Origin of the sequence: Streptomyces phaeofaciens (assembly GCF_014648915.1) — a bacterium.
GTDB lineage: Bacteria > Actinomycetota > Actinomycetes > Streptomycetales > Streptomycetaceae > Streptomyces > Streptomyces phaeofaciens.
Genome location: NZ_BMSA01000021.1, coordinates 85,667 through 110,496 on the forward strand (window position 1 = coordinate 85,667; position 24,830 = coordinate 110,496).

General features: G+C 73.8%; 22 protein-coding genes. 11 read left to right on the forward strand and 11 right to left on the reverse strand.

Going from position 1 to position 24,830, the window contains the following annotated elements; translation table 11 throughout:
* Window positions 1-47: 47 nt before the first annotated feature.
* The 3 genes from IE275_RS30380 to IE275_RS30390 all read right to left on the reverse strand — a co-directional run bounded on the left by IE275_RS30380 (window position 48) and on the right by IE275_RS30390 (window position 4,402).
* The gene (locus tag IE275_RS30380) at window positions 48-539 is read right to left on the reverse strand and encodes a hypothetical protein (RefSeq protein ID WP_189714995.1); all 492 of its coding nucleotides are present in this window, start codon (window positions 537-539) and stop codon (window positions 48-50) included.
* Between the two features lie 131 nt (window positions 540-670).
* On the reverse strand, window positions 671-2,386 hold the full coding sequence (gene metG, locus IE275_RS30385; protein WP_189714997.1) for a methionine--tRNA ligase: 1,716 nt from the start codon (window positions 2,384-2,386) through the stop codon (window positions 671-673).
* Window positions 2,387-2,548: 162 nt separating this feature from the next.
* Window positions 2,549-4,402, reverse strand: a complete 1,854-nt coding sequence (locus tag IE275_RS30390; protein ID WP_189714999.1) for a VWA domain-containing protein — start codon at window positions 4,400-4,402, stop codon at window positions 2,549-2,551.
* A 267-nt stretch (window positions 4,403-4,669) separates the two neighbouring features.
* Between IE275_RS30390 and IE275_RS30395 the strand changes: the two genes are divergently transcribed.
* Window positions 4,670-6,733: a PhoX family protein gene (locus tag IE275_RS30395; RefSeq protein WP_189715001.1), complete on the forward strand. Its 2,064-nt coding sequence runs from the start codon at window positions 4,670-4,672 to the stop codon at window positions 6,731-6,733.
* Window positions 6,734-6,766: 33 nt separating this feature from the next.
* Here IE275_RS30395 and IE275_RS30400 read toward each other — a convergent pair whose 3' ends face one another.
* The 4 genes from IE275_RS30400 to IE275_RS30415 are packed head-to-tail and all read right to left on the reverse strand — an operon-like array spanning window position 6,767 to window position 10,932.
* Window positions 6,767-8,731, reverse strand: a complete 1,965-nt coding sequence (locus IE275_RS30400) for an FUSC family protein (protein ID WP_189715003.1) — start codon at window positions 8,729-8,731, stop codon at window positions 6,767-6,769.
* 29 nt (window positions 8,732-8,760) lie between these two features.
* Window positions 8,761-9,777, reverse strand: coding sequence for an endonuclease/exonuclease/phosphatase family protein (locus IE275_RS30405; RefSeq protein WP_189715005.1), 1,017 nt, complete (start codon window positions 9,775-9,777; stop codon window positions 8,761-8,763).
* Window positions 9,722-10,069, reverse strand: a complete 348-nt coding sequence (locus IE275_RS30410; RefSeq protein ID WP_189715007.1) for a hypothetical protein — start codon at window positions 10,067-10,069, stop codon at window positions 9,722-9,724. The genes IE275_RS30405 and IE275_RS30410 overlap by 56 nt, the downstream gene beginning before the upstream one ends.
* 41 nt (window positions 10,070-10,110) lie before the next feature.
* Window positions 10,111-10,932 (reverse strand): alpha/beta fold hydrolase, encoded by an 822-nt coding sequence (locus tag IE275_RS30415; RefSeq protein WP_189715009.1) that lies wholly within the window; start codon window positions 10,930-10,932, stop codon window positions 10,111-10,113.
* A 78-nt stretch (window positions 10,933-11,010) separates the two neighbouring features.
* Between IE275_RS30415 and IE275_RS30420 the strand changes: the two genes are divergently transcribed.
* Complete coding sequence (locus tag IE275_RS30420) at window positions 11,011-12,339, forward strand: aminotransferase-like domain-containing protein (RefSeq protein ID WP_189715011.1); 1,329 nt, start codon at window positions 11,011-11,013, stop codon at window positions 12,337-12,339.
* Here the strand turns inward: IE275_RS30420 and IE275_RS30425 are convergent.
* A complete protein-coding gene (locus IE275_RS30425) occupies window positions 12,251-13,144 on the reverse strand; it encodes a hypothetical protein (RefSeq protein ID WP_189715013.1) in 894 nt (297 codons plus the stop codon). The two genes, IE275_RS30420 and IE275_RS30425, sit on opposite strands and share 89 nt — an antisense overlap.
* A 293-nt stretch (window positions 13,145-13,437) precedes the next feature.
* On the opposite strand from IE275_RS30425, the gene IE275_RS30430 reads away from it, so the two are divergent.
* Window positions 13,438-13,758 carry a hypothetical protein gene (locus IE275_RS30430; RefSeq protein ID WP_229870718.1) on the forward strand — a complete coding sequence of 107 codons (321 nt, stop codon included), beginning with the start codon at window positions 13,438-13,440 and terminating at the stop codon, window positions 13,756-13,758.
* A gap of 121 nt (window positions 13,759-13,879) precedes the next feature.
* On the opposite strand, the gene IE275_RS30435 is transcribed toward IE275_RS30430, so the two are convergent.
* On the reverse strand, window positions 13,880-14,320 hold the full coding sequence (locus IE275_RS30435; protein WP_189715015.1) for a hypothetical protein: 441 nt from the start codon (window positions 14,318-14,320) through the stop codon (window positions 13,880-13,882).
* 134 nt (window positions 14,321-14,454) lie between these two features.
* Here IE275_RS30435 and IE275_RS30440 point away from each other — a divergent pair, with 134 nt between their 5' ends.
* Together IE275_RS30440 and IE275_RS30445 are read left to right on the forward strand one after the other, a co-directional pair.
* Window positions 14,455-15,675 carry a PP2C family protein-serine/threonine phosphatase gene (locus IE275_RS30440; RefSeq protein ID WP_373299314.1) on the forward strand — a complete coding sequence of 407 codons (1,221 nt, stop codon included), beginning with the start codon at window positions 14,455-14,457 and terminating at the stop codon, window positions 15,673-15,675.
* A gap of 129 nt (window positions 15,676-15,804) precedes the next feature.
* Window positions 15,805-17,088 (forward strand): hypothetical protein, encoded by a 1,284-nt coding sequence (locus IE275_RS30445; RefSeq protein ID WP_189715017.1) that lies wholly within the window; start codon window positions 15,805-15,807, stop codon window positions 17,086-17,088.
* A 29-nt stretch (window positions 17,089-17,117) separates the two neighbouring features.
* Here IE275_RS30445 and IE275_RS30450 read toward each other — a convergent pair whose 3' ends face one another.
* Complete coding sequence (locus IE275_RS30450) at window positions 17,118-17,291, reverse strand: hypothetical protein (protein WP_189715019.1); 174 nt, start codon at window positions 17,289-17,291, stop codon at window positions 17,118-17,120.
* A gap of 127 nt (window positions 17,292-17,418) precedes the next feature.
* Between IE275_RS30450 and IE275_RS30455 the strand changes: the two genes are divergently transcribed.
* From IE275_RS30455 to IE275_RS30470, 4 genes are all read left to right on the forward strand, one after another.
* Window positions 17,419-18,762, forward strand: a complete 1,344-nt coding sequence (locus IE275_RS30455; RefSeq protein WP_189715021.1) for a helix-turn-helix domain-containing protein — start codon at window positions 17,419-17,421, stop codon at window positions 18,760-18,762.
* A gap of 117 nt (window positions 18,763-18,879) precedes the next feature.
* Window positions 18,880-19,875 carry a permease gene (locus tag IE275_RS30460; protein WP_189715023.1) on the forward strand — a complete coding sequence of 332 codons (996 nt, stop codon included), beginning with the start codon at window positions 18,880-18,882 and terminating at the stop codon, window positions 19,873-19,875.
* Window positions 19,872-20,624 carry a TIGR03943 family putative permease subunit gene (locus tag IE275_RS30465; RefSeq protein WP_189715246.1) on the forward strand — a complete coding sequence of 251 codons (753 nt, stop codon included), beginning with the start codon at window positions 19,872-19,874 and terminating at the stop codon, window positions 20,622-20,624. The genes IE275_RS30460 and IE275_RS30465 overlap by 4 nt, the downstream gene beginning before the upstream one ends.
* Before the next feature lie 50 nt (window positions 20,625-20,674).
* On the forward strand, window positions 20,675-21,406 hold the full coding sequence (locus tag IE275_RS30470) for a GAF and ANTAR domain-containing protein (RefSeq protein ID WP_308435714.1): 732 nt from the start codon (window positions 20,675-20,677) through the stop codon (window positions 21,404-21,406).
* Between the two features lie 16 nt (window positions 21,407-21,422).
* On the opposite strand, the gene IE275_RS30475 is transcribed toward IE275_RS30470, so the two are convergent.
* A complete protein-coding gene (locus IE275_RS30475) occupies window positions 21,423-22,208 on the reverse strand; it encodes a hypothetical protein (RefSeq protein WP_189715025.1) in 786 nt (261 codons plus the stop codon).
* A 310-nt stretch (window positions 22,209-22,518) separates the two neighbouring features.
* Here IE275_RS30475 and thrS point away from each other — a divergent pair, with 310 nt between their 5' ends.
* Window positions 22,519-23,742 (forward strand): threonine--tRNA ligase, encoded by a 1,224-nt coding sequence (gene thrS / locus IE275_RS30480; protein WP_189715027.1) that lies wholly within the window; start codon window positions 22,519-22,521, stop codon window positions 23,740-23,742.
* A gap of 111 nt (window positions 23,743-23,853) precedes the next feature.
* Entirely contained in the window at window positions 23,854-24,825 is a 972-nt protein-coding gene (locus IE275_RS30485; protein WP_189715029.1) for a nucleoside hydrolase, read from the forward strand.
* Window positions 24,826-24,830 lie beyond the last annotated feature (5 nt).

The following is a 24,830-nucleotide window of genomic DNA, read 5'->3' on the forward strand; positions in this document are numbered from 1 at the left end:
TCGGCGGTCACTTTGCCGCTGACGCCGTCATACGGGGACCGGACCGGTCACGTGTCGTACGAGCCGTCCCACGGTTCGCCGAAGCCGAGACGGTCCGGGTAGAGCTCGGCCCAGGATTCGGGTTCGCCGTCGTCGTCCTTGTCCTCGCGGATCACCAGGCCGAACAGCACGCCCTCGTAGGTCAGCCGGAACGGGCGGATCGCGATGTCCGTGTACGAGCGGCGGGGCAGGCTGCGCAGCAGGGTCGCCAGCCGGACGCGGGCGCGGGTGAGGACCGAGTTCTCGCCGTACGGGTCGCGCTGCTGCTCGGCCCACGTGCCGGCGCACCAGATGTCCGAGTCGCGGTAGTGCCCGTCGGCGTCGAAGGTGTGCAGCACGGTGTAGAGGCGTTTGTGCTCTTCCCAGCCCTCGTCGGGACGGAACCCTTCGGGGAAGGCGTACGTGACCGACGCGAGGAACTGGCCGTCGGCGTACCGCCCGATGGACTCGGTGCGGTGCTTCGGCTCGTAGGCGATCGGGATGACGGGGGGGACTGCCATGGCGGGAACCATACGGCTTGGCGAGAACCCGCTGAAGCCGGGGGGAACCTCTACGGCTCTTCCGTTACGTCCTCGCCCTCACGGCTGCTCCTCCGGACACCGGTGCGGTGTCCGGAGGAGGCCGGGAGCCGTCAGCCCTCGGTGCCGCCGAAGCGCTCCTTGTACGTCTCCAGGTCCTCGTCCGTGAGCTTCGCGAACAGGACCGGCGGGACGGTGAAGGGGGTGCCGGCGGGGACGGAGGCGAGGGCGCGGGCCTCGTCGGCCGTGACCCAGGCCGCCGTGTCGTCACCGAGGGAGAAGGCCTCGCGCATGGTCTTCGCCGTCGACGGGATGAAGGGCTCCGACACCACCGCGTACAGGTGGATCAGGTTCATCGCCGTACGGAGGGTGAGGGCCGCGCCGTCCTTGTCCGTCTTGATCTCCAGCCAGGGGGCCTTTTCCTCGAGGTAGGAGTTGCCCGCGGACCACAGGGCGCGCAGGGCGGCGGCCGCCTTGCGGAACTGGAGGGCCTCCATCTGCGTCTCGTACTCGGCCAGCAGCTCGGCGATCTGCCCACCCAGCTTCGCCTCGGCCTCACCGGCCGCGTTGCCCGCCGGGACCTCCTCGCCGAAGCGCTTCTTGGAGAAGGACAGCACGCGGTTGACGAAGTTGCCCAGGGTGTCGGCGAGGTCCTTGTTGACCGTCGCCGTGAAGTGCTCCCAGGTGAACGACGAGTCGTCCGACTCGGGCGCGTTGGCGATCAGGAAGTAGCGCCAGTAGTCGGCCGGGAGGATGTCCAGGGCCTGGTCGGTGAAGACACCCCGCTTCTGCGAGGTGGAGAACTTCCCGCCGTAGTACGTCAGCCAGTTGAAGGCCTTGACGTAGTCGACCATCTTCCACGGCTCGCGCACGCCGAGCTCGGTGGCCGGGAACATGACGGTGTGGAAGGGCACGTTGTCCTTCGCCATGAACTCCGTGTAGCGGACGTCGTCGGCGGACTCGTACCACCACGACTTCCAGTCCCGGTTCTCCGGGTCCTGGGCCGCCCACTCCTTCGTCGCGCCGATGTACTCGATCGGGGCGTCGAACCAGACGTAGAAGACCTTGCCCTCGGCGGCCAGCTCCGGCCAGGTGTCGGCCGGGACCGGGACGCCCCAGTCCAGGTCACGCGTGATCGCGCGGTCGTGCAGGCCCTCGTTCAGCCACTTGCGGGCGATGGAGGACGCCAGCTGCGGCCAGTCGTCCTCGTGCCGGGAGACCCACTCCTCGACCTCGTGCTGAAGCTTCGACTGGAGGAGGAAGAGGTGCTTGGTCTCGCGGACCTCCAGGTCCGTGGAGCCCGAGATCGCGGAGCGCGGGTTGATCAGGTCCGTGGGGTCCAGCACACGGGTGCAGTTCTCGCACTGGTCGCCGCGGGCCTTGTCGTAGCCGCAGTGGGGGCAGGTGCCCTCGACATAGCGGTCCGGGAGGAAACGGCCGTCGGCGGGCGAGTACACCTGGCGGATGGCGCGCTCTTCGATGAAGCCGTTCTCGTTCAGCCTGCGGGCGAAGTGCTGGGTGATCTCCCGGTTCTCGGGGGACGAGCTGCGGCCGAAGTAGTCGAACGCCAGCGCGAAGCCGTCGTAGACCGCCTTCTGCGCGTCGTGCGCCTGCGCGCAGAACTCGTCGACCGGGAGACCCTGCTCCTTCGCGGCCAGCTCGGCGGGGGTGCCGTGCTCGTCCGTGGCGCAGATGTACAGCACGTCGTGGCCACGCTGGCGGAGGTACCGGGAGTACACGTCCGCCGGGAGCATGGACCCCACCATGTTGCCCAGGTGCTTGATCCCGTTGATGTACGGAAGGGCGCTGGTGATGAGGTGTCGAGCCATGGTGGCTGCTCCCGGGTCGGTCGTTCTGCGGTGGTCGTGCTTGCGAACCTTGAAATCGTAGCCGACATGTGTATGCCGCCCGCCTCCCGTTTTACGGGGTGAGAGGCGGGCGGCAGGGGATGGCGCTGCGCGGCTACGCGGGGTGACCGGCGGTCGTGCGGACTACGGCCGCCAGTTCGCCAGGACGCCCTCGTACAGCTCGGCGTCCGTGAGCTCGCGCGGGGCGGGGCCCGCGTGGAAGAAGGACGCGTTCGCGGTCTTCAGCTTGCGGAGGTAGTCGAAGGCCTTGTTGTCGTGCTCACCGAAGGCGACGAAGGAGAAGAACACGGTGGGGTGGTTCTTCGCGGCGTCCGTGAGGGACTGGGTGGCCGGGGTCTTGGCGTCCGGGGCGCCGTCCGTCTGGAACACCACCAGGGCGGGGCCCTGGGCGTCCTTCGACTTCTCGTGGTGGCTCACGACGGCCTCGACGGCGACGTGGTAGCTGGTACGGCCCATGCGGCCCAGGCCGGCGTGCAGGTCGTCGATCCTGTTCTCGGGGTCCGTGAGGGTCAGGTCGGCGGTGCCGTCGACCTCCGTCGAGAAGAAGACGACGTGGACCGTGGCCTCCGGGTCCAGGTGGGCGGCGAGGGCCAGGGTCTGGTCGGCCAGAGCCTGCGCGGAGCCGTCCTTGTAGTACGGGCGCATGGACGCGGAGCGGTCGAGGACCAGGTAGACGGACGCCCGGGTGCCGGTGAGGCCCGCCTTTTCGAGGGCGGCGGTCGCTGCGGCGGTCGCTGTCGCGGGCGCTGCGGCGGTCGCTGCCGCGGGCTCGGTGGGCTGCGAAGCGGCCTCGGCTTCGCCTTCGGCCTGGTCGTTCCCACCCGCACCACCCGTGCGGGTTTCGTCGTCGGGTGCGGGTGGCCCCTGCGGGGCTGCCTCGCCGTCGGCGGCCGCGGGTTCGATCGGCTCCGCCTCGGCCGTCGGCTCCACCTCGGGCTCGGCGGCGGCTTCGGGCTCGGCCTCGGCGACCGGCTCGGGCTCCGCTTCGACGACGGGCTCGGGCTCGGCGGCGGCCTCAGGCTCGGCGACGGGCTCAGCCTCGGCGGCAGCTTCGGCCTCGACCTCGGCGACCGGCTCCGGCTCTGCCTCGGCGACGGGCTCGGCGACCGGCTCCGGCTCCGCTTCGATGACGGGCTCGGCCTCCGCGACGGGCTCAGCCTCAGCCTCGGCCTCGGCCTCGGGCTCGGCGACGGGCTCTGCCTCGGGCTCCGGCTCGACCTCGACCACAGCCTCGGCGATCGGCTCAGCCTCGATCTCGGCGGCCGGCTCGGGCTCCGCTTCGACCTCGGGCTCCGGCTCGGCGGCGGCCTCGGGCTCGGCGACGGGCTCAGCCTCGGCGGCAGCTTCGGCCTCGGCCTCGGCGACCGGCTCGGGCTCAGCGGCAGGCGCGACCTCGGCCACGGGTTCGGCCTCGGCGACCGACTCCGGCTCAGCCTCGACCTCGACCTCGGCGACCGACTCCGGCTCTGCCTCAGCCGCAGGCGCGACCTCGACCTCGGCGACCGGCTCCGCTTCGACGACGGGCTCCGGCTCGGCGGCGGCCTCGGGCTCGGCGACGGACTCAGCCTCGGCCTCGGCCACCGGCTCGGCCTCGACCTCGGCCTCGGGCTCGGGCTCAGCGACAGCCTCGGCCTCAGCCACGGGCTCAGCCTCAGCCACCGGCGCGGCTGCCTCCGCCTCCGCAGGCGTCGGCTTCGGGACCGTGATGTTGTCGAAGGCCGCTGCGACCAGGTCGTGTTCCTCGGTGGATTCCGAGCGGGGCTCGGGGACCTTGGGGGTGGTCGGCTCGGGGGCCGGGGTCGTCGGTGTCTGTCCCTGGGCAGGGACATGGTCGGCCGTCGGCGTCTGTCCCTGCGCAGGGACCTGTTCCGCCGTCGGAGTGTGCCCCTGCGAAGGGACCTGTTCCGCGCCTTCCGCCTCGGTGCGCTCCTTGCGTGAGCGGCCGAAAGCGTTCCGAAGGCGAGTGAGAATGCCCATGCGCGCAACCCTTCGCGTGAGTTGAAGCCCGTCAATCCCTGGCCAGGACGGACACGTAAGGTTAGCGGCCCCACGTGGCGATCTTGGGCAGGGGTGAGTAAGGGGAAGAGGGGTGTGTCAACACCGCCTCTCGGCCTTGTCCGGCGCAAGCCCAACACCCTTGTCGAAGCCGGGGATTCACCCGTCGTTCATCCGTCCGCTGCGCTTCCGCACATACGTCCCCCTACCGTCACGCTCACACCAAGGGCACGCAAGGGGAGATTAAAGGTGCGCAAGCTGCTTCCGCTCATCGGAACGCCGTCCGGGTCGCATCCCGGCGGACGCTCCGCAATGACCTGCCGTTTCCGCTGTGGCGACGCCTGCTTCCACGAGGTGCCCAACACCAGCGACAACGAGTACGTCGGCGACGTGATCGCCGGTGCCCTGTCCCGCCGCACGATGATGAGGGCCGCGGCCGTCGTCACCGTCGCGGCGGCGGCCGGAACCGGTGCCGCGCTGCCCGCCGCCGCCGCACCGCAGGCCACGTCCAAGAAACCCGCCGGGGAGAAGAGTGCCGCCCGCGGCCTGCGCTACTCCTCCGTCGCGCCGAACACCGCCGACGCAGTGACCGTTCCGGACGGATACCGGCAGAATGTCGTGATCCGGTGGGGTGAGCCCATTCTGCGCGGGGCGCCGGCGTTCGACCCGGAGAACCAGACCGCGGCGGCCCAGGCCGGCCAGTTCGGCTACAACAACGACTTCCTCGCGCTGCTGCCGCTCCCGGGCGAGTGCCGGCGCCAGCTCCTGGTCGCCAACCACGAGTACACCGACGAGGTGCTGATGTTCCGCGGCTACGACGCCGCGAACCCCACCCGGGAACAGGTGGAGATCGCCTGGGCGGCGCACGGCCTGGGCGCCGTCGTCGTGGAGGAGGACCGCAGGACGGGTGCGCTGACCGCCGTCCCGCGCCACCACCTGAACCGGCGTGTCACCGCCACCACCGAGTTCCGGCTGACCGGGCCCGCCGCCGGATCCCCCCTGCTCAGGACCTCCGCCGACCCGACCGGCCGCAAGGTGCTCGGCACGCTCAACAACTGCTCCGGCGGCACCACCCCGTGGGGCACCACCCTCCACGGCGAGGAGAACTTCAACCAGTACTTCGCCAACAGCAGCCGCGCCACCGACAAGCGGTACGGCATCGGCACCGGGGCCACCGAGCGCAAGTGGGAGCGTTTCGACAAGCGCTTCGACGTCGCCCAGGAGCCGAACGAGGTGCACCGTTTCGGGTACGTCGTCGAGTTCGACCCGTACGACCCGTCCTCCACGCCCCGTAAGCACACCGCTCTCGGGCGCTTCAAGCACGAGGCCGCGACCGTGCGGCTGACCGAGGACGGCCGTCCGGTCGTCTACTCCGGTGACGACGAGCGGTTCGACTACTTCTACAAGTTCGTCGGCACCAAGCGCATGCGGAAGGGCTCCTCCCGGGCCGTGCGCGAGCACAACCTCTCGCTGCTCGACGAGGGCACCCTGTATGTCGCCCGGCTCACCGGTGACTCCCCCGCCCTGGAGATCGACGGCACCGGCAAGCTGCCCGCCGACGGTGAGTTCGACGGCAGCGGCGAGTGGATCCCGCTGGCCACGGCCGGCGCCGACGGCGCGGTCTCGCACGTCGAGGGGATGACGGCGGACGAGGTGTTCGTCTTCACGCGGCTGGCCGGTGACAAGGTCGGCGCGACGAAGATGGACCGGCCCGAGGACATCCAGCCCTCGCCGGTCACCGGCAAGGTGTACGTCGCCCTCACCAACAACAGCAACCGCGGTGTCGGTGCGAACGCCAAGGCCGACGAGGCGAACCCGCGCAACGCCAACAAGCACGGGCACATCCTGGAGCTGACCGAGCGCTGGAACCGGCCGGAGAGCAAGACCTTCGCCTGGTCGCTGTTCCTCGTCGCCGGCGACCCGAACGACCCGGCGACCTACTTCGCCGGGTTCCCCAAGGACGACGTCAGCCCGATCTCCTGCCCGGACAACGTGGCGTTCGACCCGTACGGCAACCTGTGGATCTCCACCGACGGCTCGCAGCTGGGCTCGCACGACGGGCTCTTCGGTGTGGCCACGCGCGGTCCGCGGCGCGGTGAGCTGAAGCAGTTCCTGACCGTGCCGAAGGGTGCCGAGACCTGCGGTCCGATCATCCAGGACCGGCGTGTGCTGGTGGCCGTGCAGCACCCGGGCGAGATCGACGGGGCGTCCGTGGAGAAGCCGGCGAGCACCTGGCCGGACGGGCCCGGCAAGATCGTCCGCCCCGCGGTCGTGGCGGTGTGGCGTGCGGACGGCGACGACATCGGCGTCTGACACCCCCTGGGTCACCCCCTGGGGGCGTCTCCCCTAGGGGGAACCCGGTCGGTCCGATCCCGGTGAGGCGATCGCCCTCGCCGCCGCGACCTCCTGGCGCAGGGGTTCCAGGACGCTGTCCGGCGGGCCCGTGAGGTCCGTGCGGACGGGGTAGAGGACCTCGGTGTCCCGCAGGCCCTCGGCCAGTTCCCGGAGCTGGAGGGCGATATGGGCGACCTCCCGCTGCGACGGCGGCCCGGCTCCGTGCTTGACGCGGACCCGGGCCGCCGTCGTCACGTCCACGATCCGTTCCACGGCGACGACCAGCGGCCACCAGGCGGCGGCCCGGCGTCCGGTGGGCGGCGGTTCCGTCAGGGCGCGCTGGAACTCCGTGCGGACCACGGAGAGGTCGCGGTAGAGGCGGCGGCGCATCCGGGCCCGGGCGGCGGGGACGACGTCCGGGCCGAACGCCGCCTCGACATAGCGGGAGGCGTCGGCGACGGCGTCCGCGAGCCGGGCGCCGACGCGGGTGTGCCAGCTCTCGGGCCAGAGCAGATAGCCCACGGTCAGCACGATCGCGCAGCCGATCAGGGAGTCCACCAGGCGGGGCAGCAGCAGGCCGGTGCCCTGGTGGTTGAGCGTGTCCGACAGCAGCAGGATCACCGGGGTGATGGCGGCCGTCTGGTAGCCGTAGCCGCGCGGGGTGAGCGCGGGGACGAGCGGTGCGAGCAGGAGCATGACGGCCACGTCCCACCAGCCGCGGGGCACCTCGGAGAGGACGGCCGCCGCGACCACCAGGCCGGCGACCGTGCCGAGGGCCCGCAGCAGGGCGCGGGAGAACACCGAGCCGAAGTCGGGCTTGAGGACGAAGGTGATCGTCAGGGCCACCCAGTAGGAGCGGGGGACGGGCACGGTCGACACCAGGGTCTGGGCGAGTCCGATGCACAGGGCCAGGCGCAGGCCGTACCGCCAGGACGCGGCGGACAGGGCGGCGCCCCGGGTGGCGCGGGCGGTGCGGACGCGCAGGGCGGCGGGGCGGCCGAGGCGGTCGTCGATGCCGTGGCCGTCGACGTCGGGGGAGGCCACGACCTCGGCGGCGTGGCGCAGGGCGTGGTCGACGGCGCGCGCGGCCTCCCCGGCCGGGTCGGGGAGCTTCAGGCCGATGGGGCCGGTGTAGCCGGTCTCGACCGCCTGGGCGAGGTGGTGGACGGCTTCGGGGACCTGCGGCGGGAGCGGCCGGCCGCTGAGGTGGGCGGCGGGGGCGGCCTCGACGACCGGGGTGATCGCGTTCAGCTGGGCCAGCAGCCGGGTCAGTTCGGCGCTGCGGCCGTGGTGGCGGGCGCGGTGGGCGAGGACGAGGTCGTAGGACTCGTTGAGGGACTGGGTGACGGTGTGCCGGGCGTTCTCGTAGGCGCCGGGGGCGTCGCTGCCGCAGGCGGCGAGCAGGTCGGCGACCGTGCGGTAGGCGGCGGCGACGGCGGTGCGTTCGGGGACGCCGGAGCGCAGCGGCCAGGCGAGCAGGGCGAGGAGCAGCACGAGGAGTCCGCCGCCGGTCATCAGCAGCGGCGCCAGCCACCACGGTCCCGGCATGGGCAGGCCCGCGCCCACCACGGAGTTCAGCAGGAGCAGGAGTCCGGAGACGGAGGCCACGGCCCCGATGGTGGAGATCATCCCGGAGACCAGCGCGACGCCGGTGACGGCGGCGACGGCGAGCCAGCCGTGTCCGTGGACGGCCGCGCCGAGGGTGATGCCGACCGCGCCGAAGAGCTGGGGGATCGCGATGTTGAGGATCCGCATGCGGTAGGCGTCGGCGGTGTCGCCGATGACGCCGGAGAGGGCGCCCATGGAGGCGAGGGCGCCGTAGTCGGGCCGGCCGGCGGCGAGGCCGATCGCCAGGGGCAGGGTCATGGCGACGGCGGCGCGGGCGACGGCGGGCCGGTTGACGCGTGACCGCTGGGGCCGGAGGTTCCGCACCAGCCAGTCGGGAGGGGTGAGGCCGATGGGGAACTCGCGGGACATGGGCTCATTATGGGCGCCGCCCGCGACGGCTATCGGGGCTGGTGCAGGGTGAGGTCGACGAGCAGGGAGCGGTGGTCGGTGCCGGCCAGGTCGAGGAAGCGGGCGCGGCTCGCGGAGAACTCCTTCGAGACGAGCACATGGTCGATCTGGGCGCCGAAGGCGGGGGTGGTGTCGCTGGGCCAGCTCGGTTCGCGGCCCTCGCCGGCCAGCCGGGCGGCGTCGCGCAGGCCGGTGTCGAGGATGCGGCGGAAGGCGGCGTGGTCCTGTGAGGCGTTGAAGTCCCCGGCGAGGACGAGGGGGCCGTCGTCGTGCCGGTCGGCGAAGGCGCGCAGCCGTCCCAGCTCTTCCTTCCACAGGGAGACCTGGCGGGGCAGCGGGGGTTTGGGGTGGGCGAGCTGGAGCCGGACGGGGTGTCCGTCGACGTCGGCGACCGCTCCGGGCATGCCCATCTTCCCGGGGACGCCGGCGGTGGCGGTGAGGGGGAAGCGGCTGAGGACGATCGAGCCGACGGAGGTGTCCCCCTCGACCGCCCGCCGGTACGGGTAGGCGGCGCCGACCTCGCGTTTCAGCCGGGCCTGGCAGGTGTACTCGCACTCCTCGACGAACACGATGTCCGGTCGGTCGCGCCGGATGACGGGGATCAGGGAGCCGGTGGCCCAGCCGAACTCCACGTTGGAGGTGAGGACGCGCAGCCGGGCGAGGGCCGGTCCGCCGGGCTCGCCGCCCGGTCCGTACGGCCTGAGGAACCAGGCGAGCAGGCCGAGGACGACGACGCCCCAGATCAGCCCGGTCCACCAGCGGGTGAGCAGGGAGAGTGCCACGGCCGCCGCGGCGGGCACCAGCAGCCAGGGCAGGAAGGCCAGCAGTTGCGGTACGGGGGTGACGGCGTCGGTGTCGGCGGCCCGGCATCCGACGATCACGCTCACCGCGGCCAGCAGCAGCCCGGCGCACCCGGCGCCGAGCAGCCGCGCCCGGCCCGGCCGGGGCGGGTCAGCGGAACTCGCGGACGACCTCGATGCGCCCCACGATGTGCGCGTTGAACTCATCCAACTCCTCCGCCGGCACCCACAGCTCCAGGATGGTCTCTCCGCCGACCTGGCGCACCGGATACCGCTCCAGGAACTCCGTGTCGACCTCGAAGCGGGTGACGTGGCCGGAGCCGGAGGCGGGGACGTTCCAGTCCCGGGCGATACGGACCGCGTAGTCCTCGTCGAGGACCGGGTAGAAGATCGGCTGCTCGGGGAGGCGTGGCGGCCAGGCCGTCCACCCGGAGGCCTCGACCAGCGCCAGTTCCTCGGGTCCGGTGGGGCGCCAGAGGGTCGTCGTCTTCCTGCTCATGGACGGGACGGTAGCGGCGCGGGCGCGTGGCGGCGAAGGGATTACCGGGCGGCGTCCACCCGTGCCAGGAACGTCCCCAGTGCGGCGTTGAACCGCTGCGGGCGTTCCAGGTTGGGCAGGTGGGCGGCGCCGTCGATCACGCACAGGGTGGAGTCGGGGAGGGCGGCGTGCATGGCCTCGGCGTCGGAGACCGGGGTGAACGTGTCGTCGGCGCCGACCACGACGAGGGCGGGGACGGTGACCCGGGTCAGCAGGGCGCGGTAGTCGGGGCGTTCGGCGCGGCCGAGGAGGGCGGACGCGGCGCCCTCGGGCGAGGTGGCCGTCATCATGCGGTGGACGTGCGCCTTGACCTCGGGGGCGGCGTACGGCGCGACCATCTTCTCCAGCACCTCGTCGGCGTAGCCGCGCAGGCCTTCCGACAGCAGCCGGTCGGCGGTCTCCCGCCGGGCGGTCTTCCCGGCGGGGGTCTCGGCGGCGGGGAAGGTGTCGGCGAGGACGAGTCCGCGGACGCGGTCGCCGAAGCGGTCGTAGCACTCCATGGCGATCTGGCCGCCCATGGAGAGTCCGGCCAGGACGAAGGTGTCCACCCCGAGCGCGTCGAGCAGTTCCCGGATGTCCTCGGCGAAGCGGGAGAGGGGGGTCACGCCCAGGTGGACGGGGGAGGCGCCGTAGCCGCGCAGGTCGGGGACGATCACTCGGCGTTCGGCGGAGAACGCCTCGGTCTGCGGGGTCCACATGGTGCGGTCGAAGGGGTGCCCGTGAACCAGAACCAGGGGGACGAGGGGGACGAGGGGAGCGAGGGGAGCGAGGGGCGCCGGTGTGGAATCCGGGCCTTTGTCCTCGTATGCGAGGAAGGGTGCCATGGCTGCGACCCTAGGTCGGCCCGACTTCTCGGTGCAATAAGATCTTTGCCCTCGGTGCAATCTCAGGGGGAGAGCCGTATGCGGGACTTCCGGGCCATCGCGGACCGTATCGCCGACGACATCACCGCCGGCCGTCTCCGTCCGGGCCAACGGCTGCCGCCGCAGCGCTGGTTCGCCCGCCGCCACGGCATCGCTCCCTCCACCGCCGGCCGGGTCTACGGCGAACTCGTGCGCCGGGGACTCGTGGTGGGCGAGGTCGGACGCGGCACCTTCGTCCGCGCCGCCGCCCCCGCGCCGCGCGGGCGCGCGCTGGTCGAGGCGGCGACCACCGCCCCCGTGAACCTGGAGCTGAACTACCCTTCCGCGCCGGGCCAGTCGGAGCTGCTCGCCCCCGCCCTCGCCGCCCTGCTCCGGCCCGACGCGCTCGCGCAGGCGATGCGTCCGGGAGCCGCGGACGGCACCGCCGACGCCCGCTCCGCCGTCGCCGGCCTGCTCGCCCTCCCGGGCTGGCGGCCCGACGCCGGCCGGCTGCTGTTCACCGGCAACGCCCGCCAGGCCATTGCCGCCGCCCTCGCCTCCCTGGTCCGCCCCGGCGGCCGGGTCGGCGTGGAGGAGCTGACGTATCCGCTGGTCAAGGAGATCACCGCACGGCTGGGGATCGTCCTGGTGCCCCTGGCGAGCGACGCGCGGGGCGTACGGCCGGACGCGCTCGCCGCCGCCCACCGTGCCGCCCCCCTCTCCGCCCTCTACCTCCAGCCGGCCCTGCACAACCCGATCTCGCTGGTCACCGGCGAAGGGCGGGTACGGGAACTCGCCGCCGCCGTCACCGGCCTGGGCGTCCCGGTCGTCGAGGACCGCATCTGGTCCTTCCTGCGGCCGGACGCCGTCCCGCTCGCCGCGCACGCCCCCGCGCTCACCCATGTCGTCGACGGGCTGTCCAAGCGGGTCGCGCCGGGGCTGACCGTCGGCTTCCTCGTCGTACCGGAGCACCGGGTCGAGGCCGTGGGGGCCGCCGTGCGCTCCGGCGGGTGGAGCGCGGCCCGGTTCGCGCTGGAGGCCGCCGTGCGCTGGATCGGCGACGGGACCGTGGCGACGCTCGTCGACCGGAAACGGGCGGACGCCGAACGCCGGCAGGCGATCCTCGCCGAGCACCTGGGCACGGCCGGCCTCCGCACCGGCCCGCGCGCCTACTTCGCCTGGTGGGAGCTGCCCGCGCCATGGCGGGCGGACACCTTCACCGCGGCCGCCGCCGCGCACGGCATCGCCGTCACCCCCGGCACCGCCTTCACCGTGGACCCGCACCGCACCCCGGACGCGGTCAGGCTCGGACTCGCGTCGGCTCCGGAGGCGGAACTGACGCGGGCGCTGCGGACGCTCGCCGCGGTCGCCGCGGCGGGGCCGTCCTGACGTACCCGGTGAGCCAGGCGGCCGCCGCGACCGTCAGGCCCAGCGTGAGCAGCAGCCAGGACGCGGTGCGCAGGGTGGTCGTCAGGGCGTCGTAGACGGCGGCCGCCGCCGGGCGGTGGGCCGGGTCGGCCAGGTCGTCGAGGGTGAGCCGGCGGCCGATCGCGACCGCGAGGCCGAGGAACGCGCCGCCCAGGGCGGTGCCCAGCGCGGTCGCCGTGAGCGCGCGGCGGCGGCAGGCGGCCACGGCGATCCCGGTGACGGCGAAGAGGACGGCCGCCGAGGGCAGCCAGAAACCGGCGAAGTCGAGCACGTGGTAGCCCTTCCTCAGGACGGCCAGTTCATGGGGCCGGACCAGCACCAGGGCGCGGTGCTCGACCGGGATGCTTTCGGCGAACGGTGCACGGTCGGCTGCCAGTTGACGCTTCAGGGGCGCCACGACGGCGGCCAGGTCGAGGGTGACGCGGCGGTCGCGGTCGTCGTGCAGCGCCCGCATCACGGCGGTGTGCGCGGCCGTGTTGGCCGTGTCCCACGCGGTGCGGTAGGCGTGGGTGCCGGTGAAGGAGCGGACCGCGTCCCGTACGAGGACGCGGTCCAGGCCGGATGCGCGCGCCACCTCGTCACCGACCGTGTCCGCGACCACGTCCCGGACCGCGGGGTCGGAGGCGAGCGGCGCCATGGTGGTGACGTACCGTCCGGTGTCGGTCAGGCCGTACGCCGCCCAGGCCGCGAGGGTGCCGAACGGCACCAGCAGGCAGGCCAGGGCGATCAGGGCGGCCGAGAGGGCGGTCCGCGGGCTTCGGGACACGTTTTCAGGCAACAGCGGCCGGGCGGGCGCCGCGAGCGCTGCTGGGCCGGCCGGGTGCACGCCGCCACACCGGGCCGGAGCTGGGGTTTCCGGCCCTCCGGGCCGTCTCCGGTGGAGGGTTCACCCGAACGGGTGTTACCTGGTTCTGGGGAGAAGGAGGCCGATCATGCTCACCACTCCGGCCCTGCGGACTCTGGCCGCGGCCCTGCTCACCGGTGGCACCCTCGCCGCGACGGCGCTGGGCACCACCGCGGCGGTAGCTTCACCGACCTACACCGAAGGACACGGCAGCGGTGTCGACGGCCCGGTCCGGGGCACCGTCGTCTCCCGCACCGGACCTCGCCCTGCGGCAGGCACCCACCACCCACGCGCCGCTCGCCGGGCAGTTGCCGCCCGGCAGCCACGACCGTGTGCTGTGCATGGTCAAGGGACAGAGTGTCGACGGCAACCCGTACTGGTACTGGCTCGTCGGCGCCGAGGCCTGGGCGACCGCCGCGTTCGTCGACACCGGCGGTGCGCGCGTGCCCGCCTGCGCCGACCTCTTCCCGCAGTGGAAGCTGCTGGTCTCCGGCTCGTTCAGCATCTCGGGCTCGATCGAGTTGACCGTCTCCTAGAGACCTCGTCGGGCGGCCGGGAGTGGATACCCGCCGCCCGGTGAGTGGAGGGATGAGGGAACGCGTGGGCCCCGGCGTACAACGCCGGGGCCCACGTGGTGTCCTGACCGAGGAGACCGGGCTAGCGGATGCGATGTCCGGCCGCGTCCTCGTGGGTGTAGTAGCGGTAGAACAGCACCCCGAAGGTGCTCGCGCCGATCGCCAGGCCCATGGCCGCGGAGCGCTGGATGCTGGCGCCGGTCTCGCTGAAGAGGAAGCCGAACGCACAGCCCGCGAACGCCGCCCACATCAGGGCGTGCAGTTCACGCATCACGTGCGGGGCCAGGGCGTGGATGCCCATCCACAGCGCCGCGAACACGATCGCGCTCACGAAGCCGAGCAGGACGTTCCAGCCGGTGATGGGACCACCGGAGCGGTTGTTGGCCGCCACCCAGTAGCCGTAGATCAGGCCGAGCACGACAGGTACCGTCCACGACGCGATCCGGTGGGTCCGCTCGCTGAAGACGTCGGGTGTCCTGCTCGTCCGGTAGGGGGCCCGCACCGCGGGTGCCGCATGAGCCATGAGAGCACTCCTCTCTCCTCGTCCCCGTCCCTCCAGGGCACACCTGGGGGAAGGCGGTGGCAAGTCGGGTGCGGGCACGGTTCTCCGCCGGGTGCGCGGATGCGGGGCGTGCCGCACCGTGCTTCCCTGACGTCATGGAGGCCGGGGGCCACGACATGGAGGCCGCAGGCCACGAGCCGTACGACCGCAGCCCGCGGGCCCGGCGCCGGGACGTGCTGCAACGGCACCAGCTGTTGCGGTTCCGGGGCCGCAGCGTCACCTGGCTGGTGCCGCTGCTCACCCTCCTGGCCATCGCCTACGTCGACTACAACACCACCGGCGAGTTCCGGATCGTCTCCTGGTGCGTGTTCGTCTCCGCCATCGCCGCCGCGCTCTGCGGGCTGTGGACGACGGTCCTCTTCGCGGTGCTCGCACTGCTCACCTATCTCGGCGCGGACGCCGCCTGGCCCGACCAGTACCGGGCCGGACCGGCCGACTTCGTCCTCGTCCTGGTCGGCGGGATCCTCGCCGTGCTGGCCGCCGCGGTCCGGGTGCGCGGGGAGCGGCGGATGCTGCACATGATGGACATCGCCGAGACCACCCGCCGTACCGTGCTGCGCCCGCTGCCCCCCGTCTGGGGCGGTCTCGACCACGCGGCCGTGTATCTCGCCGCCGACGCGGTCGCCCGCGTGGGCGGCGACTTCTACGACATCCAGCCCGGCCCGCATGGCACCCGGGTGCTGCTCGGCGACGTCCAGGGCAAGGGGCTGGGCGCGGTGGAGGCGGCGGCCGCGCTGCTCGGCGCGTTCCGTGAGGCCGCGTACCACGAACCGGACCTCGCGACCGTCGCCGCCCGGCTGGAGACCCGGATACGCCGCCACCGGGTGCTCACGGTCGCGCTGGGCCGGGCCGACGGCGACCGGTTCGCCACGGCCCTGCTGCTGGGCTTCCCGCCGGGCGACCGGAGCACGGTGCAGATCGTGGGCTTCGGCCACGAACCGCCGCTCGCGGTCGGCACCCACGGGGTACGGCTCCTGCCGGCCGGGGACGGTCTGCCGCTCGGCCTCGGCGACCTCATCGGGCGGGCCGGTCCGCCCTCCGTGCTGCGGGTGACGGTCGACCCCGGTGAGACGCTGCTGCTGGTCACGGACGGGGTGACGGAGGCCCGGGACGGCACGGGGACGTTCTACCCGCTGGCCGAGCGCCTCGCGGCGGCGGTCGCCCGCGACCCCCGCAACGCCGAGCCCGCCCGCCTGGTCGCCCATGTCCGCGACGGCACCCTGCGGCACTGCCGGGGGCGGCTGGCCGACGACACGACGGTCTTCGCGGTCCGTACGACGGGGCGGCCCCCGGGGCCGGAGTCGCGACTGGGGTGACGGTCCCCGGTCCTCGCGCCCCGGGCCGGGGGCGAACGCCCCGAACGGGGATGTTTGCAGTCCTGGGGCACACCTTTGCAGCAGCAGCGGTTACCGTGCTGACGTACGTGATCGACAGGGGGAGGGACCATGCCCGGAACCGTGCTGCTGCTGGCGGCCTCGCCCGTGGGCAAGGGGTGTCTGGTGGACGCGGCGTCCGTCCTCCCCGTGCTCGCGGCCGTGCCGCCCGCGATACTGGCCGGCACCGACACCGCGAACGTCGTCGAGCTGGCCGATCCACTGGAACCGCAGGCCGTGCTCACCCGGCTGCGGGCCGCCGCGGCGGCACCCGGACCGCTGACGCTCTTCGTCACCGGCCAGCTCCAGCTGGACCGGCGCCAGCACCTGCCGCACCTGGCCCTGGCCAGGACCACCCCGTCGACCGTCCGCTACACCGGCCTGCCGTGGCACTGGCTGCGCGAGGAACTGCGGCTGCGTGCCCCGGGCACGACGACGCTGCTGGTGGACCTGCACGCCGACGCCGAGACCTGGGGATGGCTGCGCGGGCACGTGCTGGAGTGCGGGCCGGGGATCGCGGTGTACGGCCGGATCGCGCCGCCGCCGGGACGCCGTACGGTCGCGGTGCCCACGTACATGAAGGCGCTGGCGACGATACTGCGCAGCGGCGGCCGGCCGGCGGTGGAGCAGCTGCACCAGATGGCGTTGGCGCGGATCGCGGGGGAGGGGGAGGTGGGGGATCTGGTGCTGCACGGATTCCCGGCCACGGCGGTACTCACACCCGCGCACCGCGTGTCCTCCGTGCACCCTGCCCACCCCTCCGGCTCCGCGCCCCTCGCCCACCCCGCGCCCCCAGCACAGCCCGCGCCCTCCACGCACCCTGCCCTGCCCGTCCTGCCCGCCCCCGGCGGCCACCGCCCCCAGCCGCCCCTGCGGATCCCGCCGTCCTTCCAGACGCCCCGGCCCGCGCCGGACGGGCCGGGGGACGCGGTCCTCGATCCGCACGCCGCGATAGCCACCGCCGTCCGGGACGGCCGGCACGCCGACGCCGACGCGCTGGCCGCGCGGTGGGAGGGGACGGCCGCGGCCTCGCACGGGGTGGGGTCGGAGGCGGCGCTGCACTGGTCCGAGGTGCGGGCGGATCTCGCGATGTTCGCGGGGGACGCCGCGCGCAGCTGCCGGGCGTGGCTCGTGGTGGCGGCGGCCCGGCTGGCCGCCGGTCAGCCGGTCGACGCGCCCGCGGTGGAGGCGGCCGTGGACCGGGCGCACCACCAGTGGGGCCGGATCACCGATCCGTCCCGGGCCCGTGAGCTCGGCCCCGCGCTCGCGGAACTGCGCGGCCGCGTGCCGGGCCGCCGCCAGGGCGCCCTGGACCATGTCCACCGGCAGCTGCGCCAGTTGCAGACCCAGGGCTGACCTGCGGGACGGGTCCCGAAGGAGAGGCTCTAGCGGCCTTCGGCCTGCTGTACCGCCGGGGTCGCGGGGGACGTCTCCGTGGCGGGGGCCGGGCCCGTGTTGGCGGCGATGACCAGGGCGGCGGTGGCGAGGACGGCCGCGGTGAGGGCTCTGACGAAGGGTGTGGAGGGGCGTCCGGAACGTGCGGAGGGGGGTCCGGGCACGGCAACCTCGCAACGTCGGCGGGGACACGGCAACAACGATGTATTAAGCAAGCTTAATTCGCCGTTTAACCTATGGGCTGCGATAGTCCAACGGCAAGAGGCGTAGGGGGAGTTGGGGGAGTCGGGCGTGGGAGAACGGGACGAACCGGAAGTCATCGGACGACGCGTGCAGCGGCTGCGCGTCGAACAGGGCCTGACACAAAGGCAGTTGGCCGAACCGACCTACACCCCCGCCTACGTCTCCACCCTGGAGGCCGGCCGGGTGCGCCCCTCCGACGAGGCGCTCAAGCACATCGCCGAGCGGCTCGGCGTCGACTTCGAGGAGCTGGCCACCGGACGGTCGGCGAGGCTCGTCACCGACCTGCGGCTCCGGCTCACCGAGGCCCAGCGCGCCCTCGCCACCGGCGAGGCGGAGGACGCCGCCCTCCAGTACGCCGCGCTGCTCGCCGAGGCCCAGGAGAACCACCTGGCCGAGGAGGAGGCCACCGCGCTGCTCGGGCTCGGGGAGTGCGGGATCGACACCGGCGACCTGGAGGCCGCCCGGGACTGCTTCGAGCGGGCCGAGCGGCGGCTCGCCGACGCGCCCCTGCCCTGCCGCGTCCCCGCCCTGCGCGGCCGCGCCGTCGCCCACTACCTCGCCGGTGAACTCCGCTACGCCGTCTACCTCCTGGAGTCCACCCTCGACGAGCTGAACCGCGGCGGACTGCACGACCCCGACGCGCTCCTGCTGCTCTACGCCTCCGTCATCGGCCCGTACATGGACATGGGCGCCCAGGCCCGCGCCGCCCAGGCCGCCGAGTTCGCCCTCGCCCTCGCCCCCCAGGTCGGCGACCCGGCGCTCGTCGCCCGCATGCACCGCTCCGTCGCCCGCACCCTGCTCGCCGAGGGCCGGCTCGCCGAGGCCGACGCCTCCCTCGCCAAGGCCGCCGAGCTGTACCGCCAGCTCCAGCTGCGCACCGAACTCGCCAACTGCCACTGGATGCGCGGATACGTCTACGCGCAGAACGGCCAGTTGGAGCACGCCGAGGACGAGCTGCGGCAGGCCCAGGAGATGCTCGCCGCCACCCGCGCCACGCTCTACGGCAGCCAGGCCGCCGTCGAACTGGCCGACGTCCTGCACCGCCGGGGCAAGTCGGCGGAGGCCGCGGAACTGCTCCAGGGCGTCCTCGGCGACCTCTCCTCCGAGCGCGGTGCCGTGCACTCCGCCGCCGCCCACCGGCTGCTCGGCATCATCGCCGAGGACGCCCGGGACACGGAGGCCGCCGAGGAGCACTACGTCCGCGCCCTCAGCCTGCTGGAACGCGCCGGTGCCGCCGGCGACCTCGCCGACCTCTGCCGTCTCCTGGGCGACCTGCTGCGCCGCACGGGCCGTGTCGAGGCCGCCCTCGACGCCTACCGCACCGGCCTCGGCCACCGCACCGCCCCCGGCACCACCACCCTGGGCCCGGCCCCCGCCCAGCCCCCGCTCTAGAACCCCGACCGCCCCGGTCACAGCCGGCTCCCGGCCGGCGCCGGGCCGGTCCACAGCCGCCGTCGTTAGCGTCCCCGCGGAACCCGACCGACGGCGATGACGAGGGCGTACGTGGCGATGCGAAGGACTGTGGCCGACGGTCTGCGGTCCACCGTGCGCGCGCTGGTGTACGCGGTGCTCGGCGGGACGGCGCTGCTGGCCGTGGCCACCGTCGTCGCCGTGCTCGGGCCGGTGCTCGCGCTCGACCTGTACACCCCGGCCGTCGCCGCCTGGTGGACGGTCTTCACCGCCGTCGCCGTCCAGGGCGTGCCGTTCCTCCTCCTCGGCACGGTCGTCTCGGCGGCGATCGGCGCCTTCGTGCCCGAACGGGTCCTGCGGCGGCTGCTGCCCCGCAGTCCGGCGCTCGCCGTCCCCGTCGCCGGGGTCGCCGGCGCCGTCCTGCCCGGCTGCGAGTGCGCGTCCGTGCCGGTGGCCGGGAGCCTGATGCGGCGCGGGGTCGCCCCGGCCGCCGCCCTCGCCTTCCTCCTCTCGGCGCCCGCGATCAACCCCGTGGTGCTCGTCGCCACCTCCCTGGCCTTCCCCGGCCGGCCGGAGATGGTCCTCGCCCGGCTGCTCGCCTCGCTCGGCACGGCCGTGGTCATGGGCTGGCTCTGGGTCCGCTTCGGCCGCGAGAAGTGGCTGCGGATCCCGGGCCGCGACACCCCGCACACCACCGGCGTCCGCGCCTTCGCCGACGGCCTCCAGCACGACTTCCTGCACGCCGGCGGCTTCCTCGTGCTCGGCGCGGCGGCCGCGGCGACCTTCAACATCGCCGTCCCGCGTTCCGTCCTGGACGTCTTCACCGGCTCCCCGTGGCTCGCGGTGCCGCTGCTGGCGCTCCTTGCCGTCGTGCTCTGCGTGTGCAGCGAGGCCGACGCCTTCGTCGCCGCCTCCCTCAGCGCCTTCCCGGCCACCGCCCGGCTGGCGTTCATGGTGGTGGGCCCGATGGTCGACCTGAAACTCCTCGCCCTACAGGCCGGCACCTTCGGCCGCGCCTTCGCGGTCCGGTTCGCGTCCGCGACCTGGGTGGTGGCCGTGGCGTCCAGCGCGCTCGTGGGGTGGTGGCTGCTGTGAGGCGGTACGGCGGCGCGGTCCTGCTGCTCCTGACGGGAGCGGCGGTCCTGCGGATCACCGTCTTCGGCGAGCTGTACCTGCGCTATGTCCAGGCGGGCCTGCGGCCGTACCTGATCGTGTCCGGCGGCGCGCTGGTCCTGCTGGGCCTGGTGAGCCTGGCGACGACGGCCCTGCCCGGCCGGCGGGGCCGGCCCGATACCCCTCACGGCCACCCCGGTGCCCCCGATGACCACCCCGGGCACCACCACGGCCCCGCCGGCCCCCGTGTCGCCAGGCTGCTCACCCTCCCCGCGTTGGCCCTCCTCCTCTTCCCGCCCCCCGCCCTCGGCTCCTACAGCGCCGACCGCGAGGCCGCCCAGCGGGCCGCGCAGGGCGTCGGCACCTTCCCCGCGCTCCCCGCCGGGGACCCGGTCACCCTCACCGTCGGCGCGTACAGCTCCCGCGCGATCTACGACAGCGCCCGCTCCCTGAAGGGCCGTACGGTCCGCCTGACCGGTTTCGTCACGCACGGCGACGACGGCGCCTGGTACGTCACCCGCCTGCTCGTGACCTGCTGCGCCGCCGACGCCACCACCGCCAAGGTCGAGATCCGAGGCGTGGACGCGCCGCCCACCGACACCTGGGTCACCGTCACCGGCACCTGGCGCCCCAAGGGCACCCTCGGCTCCGACGCGGCCTGGCCGCCCCTGCTGGCCGCCACGACGGTCACCCGGGTGAGGCAGCCGGCGGATCCGTACGAGAAGCCGTGACCCGGTTCCCCCGGCGCCCGGCGGGTACCCGGCGGACGACAGGGAGCCGTGTGTCACCGGTGCCGGAGGTGATGACCGTGCGCGACCGGGTCGCCGAGGTGATCGCCGAGGAGACACGGGGATGCGACCCCGGCGAGGTGCCCGAGCGGATCTGCTCGGCCGCGGTACGGCTGCTGCCGGTGAGCGGCGCGAGCGTGTCGCTGCGCGGCGCCGGTATGCCCGTACCGCTGAGCGCGAGCGGTGAACGGGCCGCGTATCTGATGGAGATGCAGGTCACCCTGGGGGACGGCCCGTGCGTGGAGGCCGCGGAGACCGGGACGGCCGTCTTCGCCACCGATCTCGTGGGCGCCCGGGACACCTCCCGCTGGCCGGTGTACGCCCACCAGGCGGCCGCCGCCGGGGTACGGGCCGTGTACGCGCTGCCCCTGGGCGACGGCACGGTGTGCGTGGGCACGCTCGACCTCTACCGGGACGTCCCCGGAGCCCTGGCCGACGGCGAGGTGCGCACGGCGCGGTCCGTGGCCGACGTCATGACCGCCGCGCTGGTCGCCCTGCCGCACGGCGAGGAGAACGGCCCCGGCGGCGACGGACTCTGGCTGAGCCCGATGGCCATGGAGCACGACGAGGTCTACCAGGCCGTCGGCATGGTCATGGCCCAGCGCGGCGCCGGTGCCGAGGAGGCCCTGGACCTGCTGCGCGGCCACGCCTTCGCCCACGGCAGCACGGTGCTGGCCGTCTCCCACGAGGTGGTCACCCGCCGGCTGCGCATGGACCCCGACTGAGCGGGCACGGCCCGGCTCAGACCTGCACCCGCCCCTGCTTGCGGACGTCCGCCAGCCGTCGTACGCCGAGCTGGACGGCGACCTGGGTGGCCTCGTTCGGTACGTCGCCCAGGCCGCCGTTGGTCAGCGCGAACGCGTCCTCGCCGGCCCGGACGGCGGCCACGTCCAGGGCGAGGACGGTGGGCTCCCCGCCCGGGTTCTCCTCGGCCGTCGCCCAGATCGTCAGCGTCACCCTGAGGCCCTGCCGGGCGTTCCCCACCTCCGGCAGCGGCAGGTCCACGACCTGCACGTCCAGCACGGTGTCGTGCGGGGCCATGGCCGTGAACCGGCCGCACGTCCCCGGCAGCGCCCGCAGCCACGCCAGCGCCTTGTCGGCGTCGGCCGGGCGCCGGTCGGTGAGCTGGTAGCGCAGCTGGGCCCCGGTGTCGGGGTCGTCGAGCCCGACGACCGCGCGGGCCGGGGTGCCGAGCAGTTCGTCGGTGTACAGCGCGTCGAGCAGCTTCTGGCACTCGGGCACGGCGGTCGCCGCCTTCAGCAGCCCGTCCCGCCAGGTCGCGGCGCCGCGCGTCGGGGTCCAGGGGGCGCCGAGGTCGGTGTCGGTGATGAGCGCGGCCCGCGCCTGCGCCTCGGTGAGCACGGACGGGGCGGTCGGCGAGGCGGGCCGGTCGGGCGCGGCGCTGGAGCTGGCCGGGGCGGGCTCGGCGGTCGGCGGGTGCTCCAGCCCGAGGGTGGCACAGCCGGGGACGGCGCAGAGCAGCCCGAGGGCGACGGAGGCGGAGACGAGGAGGGGACGACGGCTCATCGGGACTGCCTCCTGGAACGCGTGCGGTCTGTTCGGCCTGTTCTCACGGCAACATCGCGGGTACGAGCCGACCAGCGCTGCGGGCCGTACGGGTTACCGGCGTTGATGCGGGCGGTGGAAATCGGGTCGTCCCCGGCCCGCTTCGGTTGCTACGGTCACCGCATGCAGCGCGCCCAGCCGTTCCTCACGACGACGCCGGAGACCGTCCCGGCGCGCTGATCCACGACGTGTTGTCGAAAGCCCCGGGGCGAGTGCCCCGGGGCTTTCGCGTGCCCCGGTCCGTCCTCGCCCCCGAACGAGGGAGACCACCGTGCACGACCACCGCCGCCTCGGCCGCGAGCTGGACCTGTTCGACACCGACCCCCTGATGGGTGCGGGCCTGCCCTACTGGCTGCCCGACGGCGCCCTGATCCGGCACACCCTGGAGGAGTACGTCCGCGACCTCGAACGCGCCGCCGGCTACCGGCACGTGTACTCGCCGGTCCTCGGCAAACGCGAGCTGTACGAGATCTCCGGTCACTGGGACCACTACAGCGACGACATGTTCCCGCCCATGGAGCCGGGCGGCCAGGGCTCGGAACAACTGGTGCTGCGTCCCAGCCTCTGCCCCCACCACGCCCTGATCTACCGCTCCCGCTCCCGCAGCTATCGCGAACTGCCGCTGCGGATCGCCGAGTTGGGTGCCATGTACCGCTCGGAGCCGTCCGGTGTGCTCGGTGGTCTCACCCGGGTGCGGGCCATCACCCTCAACGACGCGCACATCTTCTGCACCCTCGACCAGGCGGTGGCGGAGGCCCGTTCGGCCCTCGCGCTGATCGCCCGCGCCTACGCCGACCTGGGGATCCACGCCGTCCGCCACCGGCTCTCCCTGCCCGGCGAGGGCGGCAAGTACGTGGCCGACCCGGAGCTGTGGAGCCGGGCCGGCGCGCTGCTGCGGGAGGTCCTGGACGGTGCGGGTGTCGCGTACGAGGAGGCGGCGGGCGAGGCCGCGTTCTACGGTCCGAAGATCGACGTGCAGATCGTGGACCCGGCCGGACGGGAGGCCACCCTGTCCACCGTGCAGATCGACTTCCACCAGCCCGCCCGCTTCGGCCTGCACTACATCGGCGCGGACGGGGCGAGACACCGGCCGGTCATGGTGCACCGCAGTGTGATCGGCAGTGTGGAGCGGGCCGTCGCCCATCTGCTGGAGGAGCACGGCGGGGCGTTCCCGGCCTGGCTGGCGCCCGTTCAGCTGGCGGTGCTGCCGGTGTCGGAGGCGCAGGAGGAGGCCGCGGCGGACCTGGCCCGGCGGGCGGAGACGGCCGGTCTGCGGGTCCGGCTCGCGGACGCGGGCCAGGGCAGTCTCGGGGCGCGGGTGCGGGCGGCGCGGCTGGTCCCGTACCAGGCGGTGATCGGGGAGCGGGAGGCCGCGGCCGGGTCGGCGGCGGTACGTCTGCGGGACGGGCGGCGCCTTGGGGAACCGGCCGTCGGCGACCTGGTCCGGCGGATCGCCGCCCGGGTGGCGGCACGCGGCACTGAGCTGTGGGACTGAGCGGTGGGACCGGCCGAGGCCGCATAAGGTCGGCATGACGGCTCATGAGCGGCGCGGCAGGCAGAGCGAGTGCAGGCAGCAGGCAGCAGGCAGAGCAGAAGGAGTCACCAGGTGAGCGACGACCGGCCCATCCCTGTGATCATCGACTGCGACACGGGGGTCGACGACGCCCTCGCCCTCCTGTTCGCGGTACGCCACCCGGGCCTGGACCTGCGGGCGGTCACCTGCGTGGCGGGCAACACGGACGTGGACGGCGTCGTCCGCAACACGCTGACCGTCCTGGAGATCGCGGGTGCCGGGAACGTCCCGGTGGCCCGCGGGGCCGAACGCCCCCTGCTCGAACCGGCCCGCTCGGCCCGCCATGTGCACGGTGACGACGGCATGGGCGACATCCCCGGCCTCCCCGCCCCGACCGGCACCCCCGTGGAGGCGGACGCGGTCACGCTGCTGCGCCGGGAGATCCTCGCGTCGCCGCGTCCCGTCACGCTGATCCCCACGGCGCCGCTGACGAACATCGCCCTGCTCCTGCGCACCCATCCGGAGGTGGCCGGGAACATCGAGCGGATCGTGTTCATGGGCGGCGCGGTGGCCACCGGGAACGCCACGGCGGTCGCCGAGTTCAATGTGTGGCACGACCCGGAGGCGGCCGCGATCCTGCTGACCGCAGGGGTGCCGATCACCATGTACGGCCTGGACGTCTTCCAGCGGGTCGTCGTCCCCGGAACGGACGTGCGCAGGCTGCGCGCGAGCGCGGAACCGGGCGCCCGGCTGGCCGGCGAACTCCTCGCCCACCGCCCCTCCGCGCCCGACCCGGACGGCGACGACCCGCACGGCGGTCTCGGGGACGCGGGGGCGGTCTGCGCGGTGGCCGACCCGGCCGGCCTCACCACGGAGCTGCTCCCGGTCGAGGTCTCCCTCGCCGCCGGCCCGACCCGGGGCCAGACGGTCGTCGACCGCCGTCCGCGCCCCGGCGAGTCCGAACTGCACGGCGACACCAGGGAACGGCAACTGGTGGACGTGGCCCTGGACGTCGACGTCGACCGCTACGTGAAGCTGTACCTCGGGGCGGTCGAGGGGGTGTGAAGCGG

What these genes read in the sequence shown, in the direction of transcription:
- IE275_RS30400 (WP_189715003.1), bottom strand. Translation starts at nt 8,731, where the DNA reads ATGTCCCGCGAGTTCCCCATCGGCCTCACCCCTCCCGACTGGCTGGTG.
- IE275_RS30475 (WP_189715025.1), bottom strand. Translation starts at nt 22,208, where the DNA reads ATGAGCCGTCGTCCCCTCCTCGTCTCCGCCTCCGTCGCCCTCGGGCTG.
- IE275_RS30410 (WP_189715007.1), bottom strand. Translation starts at nt 10,069, where the DNA reads ATGAGCAGGAAGACGACGACCCTCTGGCGCCCCACCGGACCCGAGGAA.
- IE275_RS30380 (WP_189714995.1), bottom strand. Translation starts at nt 539, where the DNA reads ATGGCAGTCCCCCCCGTCATCCCGATCGCCTACGAGCCGAAGCACCGC.
- IE275_RS30420 (WP_189715011.1), top strand. Translation starts at nt 11,011, where the DNA reads ATGCGGGACTTCCGGGCCATCGCGGACCGTATCGCCGACGACATCACC.
- IE275_RS30390 (WP_189714999.1), bottom strand. Translation starts at nt 4,402, where the DNA reads ATGGGCATTCTCACTCGCCTTCGGAACGCTTTCGGCCGCTCACGCAAG.
- metG (WP_189714997.1), bottom strand. Translation starts at nt 2,386, where the DNA reads ATGGCTCGACACCTCATCACCAGCGCCCTTCCGTACATCAACGGGATC.
- IE275_RS30445 (WP_189715017.1), top strand. Translation starts at nt 15,805, where the DNA reads ATGCCCGGAACCGTGCTGCTGCTGGCGGCCTCGCCCGTGGGCAAGGGG.
- IE275_RS30435 (WP_189715015.1), bottom strand. Translation starts at nt 14,320, where the DNA reads ATGGCTCATGCGGCACCCGCGGTGCGGGCCCCCTACCGGACGAGCAGG.
- IE275_RS30440 (WP_373299314.1), top strand. Translation starts at nt 14,455, where the DNA reads ATGGAGGCCGGGGGCCACGACATGGAGGCCGCAGGCCACGAGCCGTAC.
- IE275_RS30460 (WP_189715023.1), top strand. Translation starts at nt 18,880, where the DNA reads ATGCGAAGGACTGTGGCCGACGGTCTGCGGTCCACCGTGCGCGCGCTG.
- IE275_RS30415 (WP_189715009.1), bottom strand. Translation starts at nt 10,932, where the DNA reads ATGGCACCCTTCCTCGCATACGAGGACAAAGGCCCGGATTCCACACCG.
- IE275_RS30405 (WP_189715005.1), bottom strand. Translation starts at nt 9,777, where the DNA reads ATGAGTTCAACGCGCACATCGTGGGGCGCATCGAGGTCGTCCGCGAGT.